The sequence below is a fragment of the Empedobacter sp. GD03797 genome (assembly GCF_029842105.1).
In the GTDB taxonomy this organism is placed as follows: domain Bacteria; phylum Bacteroidota; class Bacteroidia; order Flavobacteriales; family Weeksellaceae; genus Empedobacter; species Empedobacter falsenii_C.
In genome coordinates, this window is sequence record NZ_JAOCFS010000010.1 from 19,734 (window position 1) to 33,919 (window position 14,186).

At 31.7% G+C, this 14,186-nt stretch carries 12 protein-coding genes; 5 read left to right on the forward strand and 7 right to left on the reverse strand.

The window, feature by feature from the left end; translation table 11 throughout:
• The first annotated feature begins 32 nt into the window (after positions 1-32).
• Positions 33-707: a 16S rRNA (cytidine(1402)-2'-O)-methyltransferase gene (rsmI, locus tag N5D90_RS08660; protein WP_114998191.1), complete on the forward strand. Its 675-nt coding sequence runs from the start codon at positions 33-35 to the stop codon at positions 705-707.
• Here rsmI and recJ read toward each other — a convergent pair.
• Genes recJ through N5D90_RS08675 form a run of 3 tightly spaced genes read right to left on the reverse strand, consistent with a single transcriptional unit; the run spans position 704 to position 3,884 of the window.
• Positions 704-2,404: a single-stranded-DNA-specific exonuclease RecJ gene (gene recJ, locus N5D90_RS08665; protein ID WP_280062190.1), complete on the reverse strand. Its 1,701-nt coding sequence runs from the start codon at positions 2,402-2,404 to the stop codon at positions 704-706. The two genes, rsmI and recJ, sit on opposite strands and share 4 nt — an antisense overlap.
• 48 nt (positions 2,405-2,452) lie before the next feature.
• Positions 2,453-3,202, reverse strand: coding sequence for a uroporphyrinogen-III synthase (locus tag N5D90_RS08670; protein WP_019974792.1), 750 nt, complete (start codon positions 3,200-3,202; stop codon positions 2,453-2,455).
• A 7-nt stretch (positions 3,203-3,209) separates the two neighbouring features.
• Complete coding sequence (locus N5D90_RS08675; RefSeq protein WP_038336743.1) at positions 3,210-3,884, reverse strand: DUF4271 domain-containing protein; 675 nt, start codon at positions 3,882-3,884, stop codon at positions 3,210-3,212.
• A 66-nt stretch (positions 3,885-3,950) separates the two neighbouring features.
• Here N5D90_RS08675 and N5D90_RS08680 point away from each other — a divergent pair, with 66 nt between their 5' ends.
• Both N5D90_RS08680 and N5D90_RS08685 read left to right on the forward strand, forming a co-directional pair.
• Positions 3,951-4,673 (forward strand): polyprenol monophosphomannose synthase, encoded by a 723-nt coding sequence (locus N5D90_RS08680; RefSeq protein ID WP_114998203.1) that lies wholly within the window; start codon positions 3,951-3,953, stop codon positions 4,671-4,673.
• The gene (locus N5D90_RS08685) at positions 4,670-5,068 is read left to right on the forward strand and encodes a DUF4296 domain-containing protein (RefSeq protein WP_280062191.1); all 399 of its coding nucleotides are present in this window, start codon (positions 4,670-4,672) and stop codon (positions 5,066-5,068) included. The genes N5D90_RS08680 and N5D90_RS08685 overlap by 4 nt, the downstream gene beginning before the upstream one ends.
• 151 nt (positions 5,069-5,219) lie before the next feature.
• On the opposite strand, the gene N5D90_RS08690 is transcribed toward N5D90_RS08685, so the two are convergent.
• The 4 genes from N5D90_RS08690 to N5D90_RS08705 form a co-directional block, all read right to left on the reverse strand.
• Positions 5,220-6,704: a RagB/SusD family nutrient uptake outer membrane protein gene (locus N5D90_RS08690; RefSeq protein WP_280062192.1), complete on the reverse strand. Its 1,485-nt coding sequence runs from the start codon at positions 6,702-6,704 to the stop codon at positions 5,220-5,222.
• 13 nt (positions 6,705-6,717) lie between these two features.
• Positions 6,718-6,999 (reverse strand): hypothetical protein, encoded by a 282-nt coding sequence (locus tag N5D90_RS08695; RefSeq protein WP_280062193.1) that lies wholly within the window; start codon positions 6,997-6,999, stop codon positions 6,718-6,720.
• Positions 6,944-9,844, reverse strand: a complete 2,901-nt coding sequence (locus N5D90_RS08700) for a SusC/RagA family TonB-linked outer membrane protein (protein ID WP_280062194.1) — start codon at positions 9,842-9,844, stop codon at positions 6,944-6,946. Before N5D90_RS08700 ends, N5D90_RS08695 begins: the two co-directional genes overlap by 56 nt.
• Before the next feature lie 696 nt (positions 9,845-10,540).
• On the reverse strand, positions 10,541-11,551 hold the full coding sequence (locus N5D90_RS08705) for a hypothetical protein (protein WP_280062195.1): 1,011 nt from the start codon (positions 11,549-11,551) through the stop codon (positions 10,541-10,543).
• Positions 11,552-12,521: 970 nt separating this feature from the next.
• Between N5D90_RS08705 and N5D90_RS08710 the strand changes: the two genes are divergently transcribed.
• A complete protein-coding gene (locus tag N5D90_RS08710) occupies positions 12,522-13,229 on the forward strand; it encodes a sensor histidine kinase (protein WP_280062196.1) in 708 nt (235 codons plus the stop codon).
• A complete protein-coding gene (locus N5D90_RS08715; protein WP_280062197.1) occupies positions 13,226-13,951 on the forward strand; it encodes a LytTR family DNA-binding domain-containing protein in 726 nt (241 codons plus the stop codon). The genes N5D90_RS08710 and N5D90_RS08715 overlap by 4 nt, the downstream gene beginning before the upstream one ends.
• Positions 13,952-14,186 lie beyond the last annotated feature (235 nt).

Sequence of the window (14,186 nt, forward strand, 5' to 3'; positions counted from 1 at the left end):
TATCTCAAAACAATTCTTCTTAACTTTGTCGCATGAGTGGAAAATTATATTTGGTTCCGACGCCAATCGGAAATTTGGGAGATATGACATTTAGAGCGGTTGATGTGCTAAAAGAATCAGATGTGATTTTGGCAGAAGACACGCGAAATAGTGGTATTTTACTGAAACATTTCGAAATTTCTACTCCAATGCGTAGCTATCATATGCACAATGAGCATCAAGCAACTGAGGATATCATTCGTCAGTTAAAAGATGGTCAAATCATTTCAATTATTACAGATGCTGGAACTCCAGGTATTTCTGACCCAGGTTATTTGTTAGCAAAAGAATGTGTGGTAAATAATATTGTAATAGAATGTTTACCAGGTGCAACAGCTTTTGTTCCTGCATTAGTTGTTTCTGGATTACCAAATAACGAATTTACTTTTGTTGGATTTTTACCTGTAAAAAAAGGTCGAAAATCGAAATTAGATTCATTATTAGAAGAAAAGAAAACGATGATTTTCTACGAATCTCCACATAAAATTGGACGCACTTTAAAAGATTTAGCCGAAGCTTTTGGAGCTGAACGCAAAGCAAGTTTATCTCGTGAAATCTCGAAAAAATTTGAGGAAACTTTACGCGGAACATTAACTGAATTAGCCGAAATAGCCGAAAAAAGAAATTTGAAAGGTGAAATGGTTTTAGTTGTAGAAGGAAATCATTAATCGTTGAAACGAATATCTTTGATATTCAATTGCCAAGTTCCTTTTCCTTGCCAATAATTCATTCCGATTGTGTATACCATATCAAACGATTGTCCTTTCTCTAATTTTGGTCCAAATTTCCCTAATTTGAAACCAATTGCAGGAAACGTAATACGTGTATCTCGCTGATGTACGTACAAACGCGCGTGTTCTTTACCAACTAATCGGAAATCGGTTGCTAATAAATCCTTCGAAATAAAAACTGGATTCATATTATCTGGTCCAAAAGGCGCCATTCGCATCACCGATTCCAAGAAAGAACGCGTCATATCATTAAAAGAAATTTCTTTATCGATCAAAATTGATGGCGTAAAATGTTTTCCATTCGACATTTCTTTCACTGTTTGATCAAATCTAATCTTGAATTCTTCGAAATTTTCTTCTTTCATTGCTAAACCAGCAGCAGCCATATGTCCACCAAACTGTGTTAACAAATCTTTGTTTTTCTCGATTGCCGAATGTATGTCAAACTCTTGAATAGAACGGGCTGAACCTACAATTTCACCTTCATTATTCTTCGTGCAAACAATGGTTGGTTTATAATACAAATCGACCAAACGAGAAGCTACAATTCCGATTACACCTTTATTCCAAGACGCATCGTAAACAATGGTCGAATATTTTTCTTTGGTATTGATTTGATCCAATTGAAAGAGTGCATCATGCGTCATATCAAGATCCAAGGTTTTGCGTTCGTTATTTAATGAATTAATATCATTCAAATATTTACGGCAATCCTCTTCATCTGTACTCAACATAAAACGAACCGCTTCCGAACCATGTTTTATACGACCTGCAGCATTAATTTTTGGTGCAATAGAAAAAACAACATTAGAAATATTGACATTATTTTTAATATTAGTCGGAATTAATTGCTGAAAAGCCAAACGAGGTTCTGAATTTAATCGTTTCAAGCCGGCATAAGCCAGCACACGATTTTCTCCTGTAATCGGAACAATATCAGCCGCAATACTTACAGCAACTAAGTCTAAAAGTGGTAAAAGATTTTCTTTCGGAAGATTGAATTTCTCTGTATAAGCTTGCACCAATTTAAACCCAACACCACAACCGCTCAAATCTTTGTAAGGATAACGACAACCTTTTTGTTTCGGATCTAAAACCGCGTACGCTTTTGGCACAGAACGATCTGGTAAATGGTGATCACAAATAATATAATCGATGCCTTTTGATTGGGCATATTTTATTTCTTCGTGCGCTTTTATTCCACAATCTAAAGCAATTACAAGTGAAATATTGTTTTGTACAGCGAATTCTATACTTTGTTGAGAGATTCCATAACCTTCGTTATTTCGGTCTGGAATATAAAAAAAGACTTTCGAGTAGATAGAAGTCAGAAATTCGTAAAACAAAGTTACGGCTGTCGTTCCATCTACATCGTAGTCTCCAAATATTAAGATATTTTCTTCGTCATCAATTGCATTTTTGATACGTGAAACCGCATCAGACATTCCTTTCATCAAAAAAGGATCATGCAATTCGTCTAAGGATGGATTAAAATACGATTTGGCTTGCGCAAAATTCGTAATTCCACGTTGGACTAATAAAATAGCAAGCACCTCAGAAATGTTAAGCGATTCTCTTAAATCCTTAACTACTTCAGTATTGGGTTGTTCTTTTATTTCCCATCTTTTTTCCATCTCTTTAATTTACATATTTTTTAATTAGAGAGAAGGGTAAAGCGAATATTATTTTGATTTATTTGCTTCTTTCACGTATTTATCTAACGCCATTGTCATTGAAGGCGTTTGTGGTGTTGGCACCTCAATGTCTACACGTAATCCCATCTCTTTTGCTTGATCTACTGTCGATTTTCCGAAAACGGCAATTCTTGTATTTTCTTGCACGAAATCTGGGAAATTTTCGAATAATGATTTGATTCCTGAAGGAGTAAAAAATACTAAAATATCGTATTTTACATCAGACAAATCAGATAAATCACTCGAAACAGTTCTAAACAAAGTTGCTTTTTGCCAAGTTAATCCTAAACTATCTAGTAAAGTAGGAACATTTGGTTTTAAAACATCAGATGCTGGTAATAAAAAGTTTTCGTCTTTGTGCTTTTTAAATAAAGGCACCATATCCGCAAAAACTTTTTCTCCAATATAAATTTTACGTTTTCTGTAAACAATGTATTTCTGTAAATAGAATGCTATTGCTTCTGATTCGCAAAAATATTTCATAGAGTCAGGAACAGTAAAACGCATTTCTTCTGCTAAACGGAAAAAATGATCAATAGCGTTTCTACTTGTAAAAATTACAGCAGTCACTTTGCTAAAGTCAATTTTTTGTTGTCTTACTTCTTTAGCGTCTATTCCGACAACTTGGATAAATGGTCTAAAATCAATTTTGATTTTATTTCTTTTTTCAATCTCGTAGTATGGCGAGTTTTCTGCCTGAGGCTTAGGTTGAGATACTAATATTGATTTAACTTTCATAGTAATTTTAGATTACTTTACCTACAATTAGTAGTTTTGCTAATACCATTATAGGTAAAATTTCTAGGGTGCAAAGGTACAAAATATTATAATACCAAACTGATTTATTGTCACTTATTTGTTTTGCGTATATATGATAAATTTCGAATATTCTATTCAAAAACAACAAAATAAAGCCAATCACCATCAAGTAATCTTTGTTAATTTGTGTGTAAAAAAACAAAAAACAAATAATAAGTAAGAGTAAAACATTTTTTGCATTGACAAAACTCGAACTTTTCATAAAATATGAAACAGAACTAGATTCGTAGAAAACACGATAAAAAACGACCTCAATCATCAACCTAAAAAGCATAATCAAACTGATTACACCAAAGGTAATTCCGACACGAGAAAGATAATAAAACTTAAAATTTGGAATATGATTATACGTGATATCAAAATAAGAAACCAACAACAAACTTATCAACAAAACCGTCACACCATTGACAATAAAACTAAATAATGTCGTATTATCATCCGTAAAACTCATGTATTCGGTTTTATTATCAAGCGTTTTGAAATTTTTCGCAAACAAGTATTTTGCTGCACAAACCAATAACAAACACACCGTCAAAGCAATAAGAACAGTATCATTGCCAAGTGTATTTTTTCCTATCGAGATTAAATCGTTTGTTTTCATAATTTTTTCAAAAATACAAAAGACTAACAATCTTATAACTATCTTTATGCCCACAAAATAATATTTATGTCGGACAAATTAGTTATTATCCCGACCTACAACGAAAAAGAAAACATAGAAGCCATTATTCGTGCAGCTTTGGCTGTTGACGGAGCATTTGATGTGCTTATTGTTGACGACAGTTCTCCAGACGGAACAAATGATATTGTAAAACGCTTGATTCCTGAATTTAATGGACGTTTGCATTTAGAAATTCGTACCACAAAAGATGGTTTAGGACGCGCTTATGTACATGGATTTAAGTGGGCTTTGGCAAATAATTACGAATATATTTTCGAAATGGATGCCGATTTTTCACACAATCCAAATGATTTACCTCGCTTATACCAAGCCTTAGCAGATGGTGCCGATTTAGCAATTGGCTCACGCTATTCTAACGGTGTAAATGTTGTGAATTGGCCAATGAACAGAGTTTTATTGTCATATTTTGCGTCGAAATATGTGAGCATCATCACGCGACTACCTGTTCATGATGCTACAGCAGGGTTTGTTGGTTATAGAGCAAACGTGTTGAAATCTTTGGATTTGGATAAAATACAATTCAAAGGTTATGGTTTTCAGATTGAAATGAAGTATAAAACGTGGATTAAGAAATTTAAGCTAAAAGAAGTTCCTATTATTTTTACAGACAGAACTTTAGGCGAATCAAAAATTAGTTCTGATATTATTGGAGAAGCCGTTTTTGGTGTAATTTCGTTACGATTAAGAAAAATATTTGGCAAATTATGAAAAACTTGATCTTCTTATCACTGATTTTTTTGAGTATTTTTAGTTGTGCACCAAAAAATTACGACAAACCAAAAGATCTTATCAGTAAATCTGAAATGATTGATATTCTTACTGATTTATATATTAGTCAGCAAGGAATACAAATGTTTCCTACTCAACACCAAGATCAAAGTATAGATTTAGCAAAAGATGCGGTAGATATTATGAAAAGTTATGATATCACATTTCATCAGTTTTCGGAGAGCTACAAATATTATATGATGCAGCCCGAAAAATTCAAAGAAATGCTGAATGATGTGAAAAAAAATCTTGAAGATAAATTATCGGACGAAGAAAAAGAGCGTCAAAAAAATCAAAAGAATAGCTTAAATAATACTATAGAAGCAGAAAAATAAACAAAAAACCTCAAGTGAATCGCTTGAGGTTTTTTGTTTATTATATTTTAGTATACATATTTTAAAAAAATAAAATCGAGGTTTTCCGTTTGGAAAACCTCTAAAAATGTTATACTTCTCTATGAGGAGAAGATATATAAAAAAAATGTTATCACGATGGATTCTGCTCACACAATGGATTCGAATTGATTTCAGCGACTGGAATTATCCATTGCCATTTTAAATCTGTTGGCTCTATTGTATAAACATTATTAATAACAGTTGCGTTGTGATTTGCTCCTGTACGATCTAATTTTTGACCTAATCGTTTTAAATCGAAGAATCTAAATCCTTCTCCCCATAATTCGATTCGTCTATTCAATAAAATCTGTTGATAGTATGCATCTCCAGAAGTTGTAAATCCTGTGAAAGCTGTATCCCTTGCTTTTTCTAAAGTTGTTAAAACTGCTTTGGATTCGGTTTCTTTTCCTAATTTATATAACGCTTCTGCTTCGATCAAATACATCTCAGCGACACGCATAAACGGAACGTCTCCTAAAGAACTTGATGTACTTTGTGCTAGGAATTTTTGAGAGGTATATGCAAATAGCGAATAATTAGACGGTAAACCTAAACTTGTATGTTTTCCAGTCGGATCCACAACTTGCGTACGAACATCTGTCGTTGGAAAAGCATTGTACAAATTGGTATTCATTACTTTAGGAGCAGTACGAATTTGTGACGAATTATAATTTCGTGACATATAAGCATGGAAATTTCCGAAATAGTCGGATTGATCTTCTTGAATTGTTACACCCCACATCCATTCTGGATTTGAATAATCGTTAAACCCAGCTTTATATTGCGTTTGTGACATTAACGAAAATTCTGATTTTACTTCATTTGCATATTGAGCTGCTTTTGTATAATCTTGCTGAACCAAAGCAACTCTTGCCATAATACCTTTTACATTTTCGAGAGAAAAATGCGAAGCATTAGAAGCTGTTTTTCCTGTTAAATAAGTTTCTGCTTTGGCTAAATCATTCCAAATTTCAGTATAAACTTCTTGTACAGTTGCACGTGCTTTTGGATCAACATCTTTTGGATCATCTCTCAAAACAACTCCTAAATCAGAATTCGCTGCACCTGCAACGTATCTTTTACCATATAACTGAACTAATTGAAAATATCCAAATGCACGATAAGCATAAGCTTCTCCAATTGCTTGATCTTTTAAATTCTGATCTCCAGAAGCTTCTTCTCCATAAGTAATAATATTATTGGCATTTTTGATCATTTCGTACCAAAACGTCCAAGGATAGGATGAAGTTGTTGAAGAATTGTTGCTTTGAGAAATCCATCTTAATTCACTTACAAACCATCCATTTCCGGTAGAAGGAAACACAACATCTTCTCCCATTACATCTGTAATAATCAATTGTGCTGTATATCCATTATTTCCTTGAGATTCATTTTGTCTAACATACATATTTCTATGCATCCCATTTATTGCAGCCATTAAGTTATCTGCTGTTGAATAAATAGTTTGGTCACTTACTGAGGATGTCGGAACAACATCTAAATAATCATCATTACACGATGATAGCGAAAGCGACGATATTGCAATAACTGCTAGTAATAATTTTATCTTTTTCATTATAAATTCAATTTTAGAAAGAAACATTTAGTCCTAAACTTACTGTTCGAGACGGTGTGTAACGATAAGTTGTTGTACCATTGAATGATTGAGCTGGCTCTAAACCTTGTCTTGCAGTCCAAGAATATAAATTCTCACCAGAAACATACACTCTCAAATTGCTTAAACCAATTCCTTCAATTGCTCTTTTATCGAAATTGTAACCTAATTGCACTGTTTTGATTGTTAAATAATCTGAACTAACCAACCATCTCGTAGAAGCAGCAGAAGCATTTGTTGTATTTGCCGTACTCATAATTGGCACATTTGTAACATCTCCTGGATTTTTCCAAGCTGATAACATATCTACTAATTGCTTGCCCTTGCGGATAAGAACTCATCAATAAAGCGTAATTACTATCGTATGTTTTTCCTCCTAATTGATAATTCAACATGATTGAAGCATCAAAATTCCCTACTTTGAAATTATTTGTAATGCTACCATAAACATCTGGTAATGATGACCCTGAATAATCGTACAATGCATTTGCATAATTAGTCGTTACTTTAGTTCCGTTAACTGTACGCGTGTTAGAATCGTCTGCTTTTGTTGGATCTTGAACATACAATGCAGCTCCATCCGAAGAATCTACTCCATACCATTGACGTAACCAGAAATCATACAAAGAATGACCTTCTGCAATACGTTTTGTTCCATTAATAATTGCATCATCCGCTCCATTTGCCATTTTCAACATTTCGTTTTCATTATGAGCAGCAATCAGGCCTAAATCCCATGAGAATTTTTCGTTTCTGACAATCCCAAAATTTAATGAAAGCTCGACTCCTTGATTCCTCATTTTACCAATATTTTGATAAATAGAGTTTCCTGGAACTCCAGCAGAATTTGGCACAGGAACAGCGAAAATCATATCTTTTACATCTTGTAAATAATATTCTAACGATCCTGAAATTCTATTTCTGAACAAAGCAAAATCTAACCCTACATCAAACGAATTTTTAGACTCCCATGTTAAGTTAGAATTACCAACTTGACCAAGTAAAACTCCTGATTCCGTTCCATTGTTATATCCCAAAGAATATAAATCTAAATCGACTTGATAACCTGGTTCTTCATCAATTCCACCATCATTCCCTACTTGTCCATAAGAAGCACGTAATTTTAATTCATTAATCACTGATGAATCTTTTAAGAAATCCTCTTTATGAATATTCCATCCTGCACCTACAGACCAGAAAATACCTTGATTATTTTCGTCCGAAAAACGAGAAGATTTGTCTAAACGAGCAGAAGCAGACAACAAATATTTACTTGCATAATCATAGTTAACACGTGCAAAATATCCTTCTTTTCTAATGATATAATTGTAACCCGTTGCACTTGTTGTATTCAAAAAATTGATTAATTCATAAATACCAGAAACCGTTTCACCTGTTTTACGCACATTAGAATAATCAGTTTTTCTTTCAAAACTTTCGTGACCTAATATTGCATCAAAATTGTGTAAACCAAATGATTTTCTATAATTTAAGATTTGATTGAATGTTGTTCCTGTATACTTATAATCCGTAATTTCTAAAGCAGCAGTACCAGACGCATCTCCAATTTCTTTATTTCCGTATTCTTTGTATTTGTAATTTCTTACATCATACGATAAGTTTGTCGTAAATGTTAAACCTTTTGCAAGTTTAATTTCAGCATTGAATCTCGAATTAATCGAATTTGTATCTTGATACTGATTGTTCAACAAGGTTTCTTGCAACACATTTCGTCCAGAACTCGCGCTAGAACCTCTACCACGAGATTCGTTTCCATCATAAACAGGATTTCCTTCGGTATCATAAACGCGTTGTCCATTTGCATCATACAAATAAGGCGAATAAATTGGCCCCATTGCTCGTGTAAAATAAAATGGATTGATGTAAGAAGATCCTCCACTCGAATCTGCTTGATTCGATTTTATTAAACTTCCCGTTAAATTAGTTCCTAATTTTAACCAATCTGTAACTTGAGAATCCACATTTACACGTGCATTATAACGCTCAAAATCAGACTTGATCACATAACCAGTTTCTTTATTATAACCAAACCCTGCAAAATAGGTCGTCTTCTCATCACCACCCGAATAATCTATATCATACTTTTGAAAAGATCCAGTTCGAGAAATATAATCTTGCCAATCAAAATCATTGTACAAAGCATCTGACGAAGTTAAAACTCCATCAACCACAACCTGATCATTGGCAACTCCGTAAATATTATTTTTAAGATTATTTGTAATTAAATTAGTTGAAGCATAAGCATTCGCTTGTGCCAATGTTGCAGAAGAATTCGAAGCTAAATAGCCATTTCGCATAGATTCCCAAGTTGCAACATAATAATCTCCAGCTCCCACTCTCGAATATTCTGGCGTAGCTCTTGTTACAACTCCTGTATTAGAAGATAATCTAAACGATCCTTTACCTTTTTTACCCTTTTTTGTTGTAATCATCACCACTCCATTTGCTGCAGATGCACCATATAAAGAAGTTGAAGCAGCATCTTTCAAGACTGTTAAAGATTGAATATCATTCGGATTCAAATCTTGCAAACTTCCTGTGTAAATTACACCATCTACAACATACAAAGGCGAACTCGATAAATTGTAAGAACCTACTCCACGAACTTGCACCGATAATCCAGAACCTGGTTGTCCAGAACCAGTAGAAACTTGCACACCAGCTACAGCGCCATCTAATGCTTTTGCCACATTAGACAAAGGTCTATTTTCTATATCTTCTGCACTAATAGTTCCAACAGAACCAACCACAGTTTCCTTTTTTTGTACACCAAATGCGGTCACAACCGTTTCAGCAAGATCTACAGTTGAGTTAGACTGTAATTTTATAACACCCAAATGATTGCTCGAAACCACATACTCTTTTCCATTAATGATTAAAATATCACCAATTTTAGCATCAATATCAAATTCTCCATTTTCATCTGTGTAAGCTACCTTGTCAGATCCTTTGATCGTAATTTGCACATCTGCTTCTGGAAAACCATTGCCATCATTTATAATTCCTTTCGTTTGCCCATACGAAAATGCAGCAAAACCAAGAAAAGCGAATAAGCTTAATGAAGTTAATTTTTTTCTCATGTTTAATATAAATTGATGCTACAATGATATTTGACATCTTTAACTTCGAGATTATTTTAACTTTCATTCAATTTTAATTAAAATTACCTTAACATAAATAATCAATGATTTTGTTTATTATTTAATGGAATATTTAGGAGAAATTTCAAATATGGTGTTTTAACTGTTTTTAACATAATAATTGTACTAAACCGTACAAATTGATTTTTGAGAAAAATGAAAAAGTATTGTGAGAAAACATAATTTTTCACGTTTCACACAAAAATGATTTTGTATAAAAATCAAATAGATTTCAAAACAATAAAAATCATCCTTATATATTATATTGATATTTTTACAATTATTTAATTACAAATAAGTTATTCAATTAAATTTATAATCTATATTTGTATTAACTAAAAAATCCTTCTGATGCAATCTAAAAAGATAAGTAAATCAAAGAAAGTTGGATTTGGTTCGAAAACAATCAATTATAAAGACATCGTTATTGTTTCTATTTTAATTATAGTAGTCGCTTTAACCATCTTAAAATTTTTGAATTCTTGACGAACAAATCCCTGTATTTATCTTAAAGGAAATCGTCTTATTTCACAATATTGCAAAAGGTAATAACTACCCAAGTAGTTAATAGTTGATAGATTTAAAAAGCCTTTCGATACTTATTGTAAGGCTTTTTTTGGGGAGACAATAACTGATTTATTTTCGCTTTTTTACAAAAGGATTATAAGAAAGTCCTAGATTAAAATAAAACGAAGGATCTTGTGTCGAAGAGAAAATCTTGTCATCAAACGTGTCTTTTTTATTAAATAAACCATTTGTAATTAGCGTTTTTACTCCTGTTTTAGCGGTGATAATAAAATTGTGTTTTAACAAATATTCATACTTCAATCCATTGTTTAAGTCAACTTGTCTATATTCGTATTTTTCAGATAAATTATTAGGATTCAAAAGATATAAATAAAACGTGTTTGCTTCCAATTCAGTTCCTATTGATAATCGAGAATTTTTGAAAGGATGCATTCTGAAAAGAATTTGTTTTGGTAAAATAATATCTGCAAAAAAGTCATTATTAAATCTATGTTGTAAGGTAAACATTGGAATTACAGGTGTTTTAGTACCTTCATCAATGTTCAATCCTAATCCTACTAATATTTTAGTTCGATCTGTAGATTTTAATAAAATATTTCCTGTTACAAGTCCTTTTACTCGACCAAAATATTTGTCGCTACCATCAAAAATAAGACTAGAACTTAGAAAAGTAGGCTTGTTAAAAAGTTTTGTACTATAAGCCAAATTCAAGGATTCATAGAGATAATGTGCATTAATATCTACATTTTTTGTTTCTTGAAACGTTGGTTCAGCAAATTCTATATCCATATTGGTATTCTTATAACCAAGAGTCGTACTAAGAATCCAATTCTTTTTTTTCAAAATATTGATATTTGTACTGATATTCAGTTGTGAATAATGATTAATTCGATTACCATCAGTTTTGTTCCCATCCGTTTTCGAAGTAAATTTTGTTGGCGTGGCATAAGTGTATTCTACATTCAATGGACTTGCAACAGAAAATTGTTGCGTCAAATATATATAGGATTTTTTGGAAATACTATCTTGTTCTTTTATTTCCTTATTGTCTTGCCCATATACATTGGTAACATTTGTTAGAAGACAAAATAATATTGTTGACGTTTTAATTAATTTCATGGCTATTATCTGGCTTGTAAAATTGTTTGTTTATAAAAATTGAAATTAAAAATCTTGTCAAAAAGATTGAGTTTACGATTATTGCTAATACTTTCAATATTAATTGATTGTTGATAATCTTTAACAAAAACAATCCATAATTCATTTAGAAATTCTTTTTCCTTTATCATCAAAAGTTTTTGTGTGGCGAGAAGCGATTCAATTTCTTCGAGTTGCTCACAAAATACAATTCCGATTGATTTATTTTCATGGGAAATAATGCTACAATTGTATTTCAAAAAATCTTTGATCAAAATTGAATCATTGTAAATTTCTATAAATCGAATAAGATCAACTAATTTGAATAATTTTACACTCAAGTTGTTCTTCAGATAACGAAGTTTCGTCTATAAGATTATATAATTCTAACACTTTTGCTTGCGACATATTACTAATTTTTCGACGTAAATAAAAAGCAAAAAATTAGTCCCAAATTCAAATTTATACGAACCAATGCATATTTTATACAAAACCGAAGGATTGCGGGTTTTTGTATAAAAACAGAATCATTTTGTATAAAAAAATATAATGTCTTTTATAAAGAAGTAATTTAGTAATCTAAATATTTTGAGTAATTACTATCTCTAAATAAATCGAAATGGAGGAGAAAATTATAGCTTTTTTATTGAACAAGAAATTGAAATTGGTTAGGCAAATCATTTTTCTACTATTTTTCTTCATTTTCTTGTATTGCTCAGGATTTTACATCAGATTTCCCAAAGAAGACCGTATTTATTGGTTTGTTAGCGTGTACACTTTTTTTGTCATCATGTTTTACATCAACACCTATTATTTGGTTCCTAAATTTTTGGACAGAAAATACCTGACCAATTTCTCGCTTTTAATCTGTTTAGTTATTGTAACCCTAAGTATTGTACTTTTAACCAATCGATATATCCTACATTTAAATACTCCAAAAGGTGAATTCTTTATGCTACAGCCAATCTATGGAATTTTTACTTCGATTAGTTTTATCATGATTACAACAACAACAAGATTAGCGCAGAATTGGATTATTGATAAAGAGAAGATTATCGAACTAGAAAAACTAACGCATAAAATGGAATTAGCGGAATTAAAAAACCAAATTAATCCTCATTTTTTATTTAATAATTTGAATAGTGTAAAAGCTCTAATCAGAAAAAATCCCGAAGAAGCTGTGAATACAGTTGTGAAGTTGTCAGAATTTCTGCGTTTTCAATTGTATGAAAATCGAAACAATAAAAACAATTTGTGTCAAGAGATTTTATTTCTTACCAATTATTTGGAATTAGAGCAAAAAAGACGGGACGATTTCACAGTAAAAATCAACAATACAATTAATTCGGAATCACTTAACCGACGTTTAATTCCTTCAAACTTATTTACCGTTTTTATCGAAAATGCAGTTAAACATAGTGTCGATGTTAATGATAATGCGTCTTATATCAATATTAATTTTAGCATAACAAATCTTATGTTGCATTTTGAATGTAGCAATTCTATCTGTCCAGATTTTAAAATTTCTGATACAAAAAATAAAGGAATCGGGCTTACGAATATCAAAAGAAGATTAGAACTTTTATATGGTGATAACTACGAATTGAAGCTAAATAAGAAAGAAAAAGAATTTGTTGTCACTTTAAATCTGCCTTTATGAAATGTATTATAATTGATGATGAACCTCTTGCTCGCGAGCAATTATCGGAGGAACTAAATGGTTTTGAATCTATTGAGATCATTGGGAGTTTTGGTAACGCAACCAAAGCACTTGATTTCACTAAAAACAATCACGTCGATTTAGTTTTTTTGGATATTGAAATGCCAAGCATAAATGGTCTCGAACTCGCAAAACAATTGCCTGCGAATACATTATTTATTTTTACGACAGCTTATCCTCAGTTTGCGATTGATGGCTACGAGCTGGATGCGATAGATTATTTATTGAAACCTATTTCGCAAGAACGACTAAAAAAAGCAATTAATAAGGCAGAATTATTGCATCAATTATTATCAGAAAACACCATAAAATCAACAATTGAATCTAATTCAGAACAGTTTATGTTTATCAAGGCAGATCGAAGATTTCATAAACTAAACTTTGAGGATATTACACATATCGAGGCTTTGAAAGATTATGTCATCATTTATACGGACAAGCAAAAGTTGATAACCGCGATGAATCTAAAAACAATGCATACAAAGCTTCCAAACACAAGCTTTTACAGAGTGAGCAAATCCTATATTGTCAACAAAAATCATATCACTTCTTTTGATTATAACACTTTGTACATCGATGATGTTGCCATTGCAATAGGTTCTACTTATCGTAAATTATTTTTTGATAATTATGGCGAAGGTTATATAAAAATGGAGGATTAAAAAATGTCTTTCTTTATTCAATATGAGTTTTGAATATTCTGTATTTTAATTATTAAATCATTGTTGTTAGATATACTCCCCTATATCAAAATCATCAAGACTTTTCTTTAAAATAAAAGAATTGCATTCTGATTTATCAGAAGCCATGCTGCAAGGCTAACTTCAAGTACATTTAGGTTATTCCAAAAAATGAGAAAAGTGATAATCCAAATGCACGTAATGGTACAACTTCAAA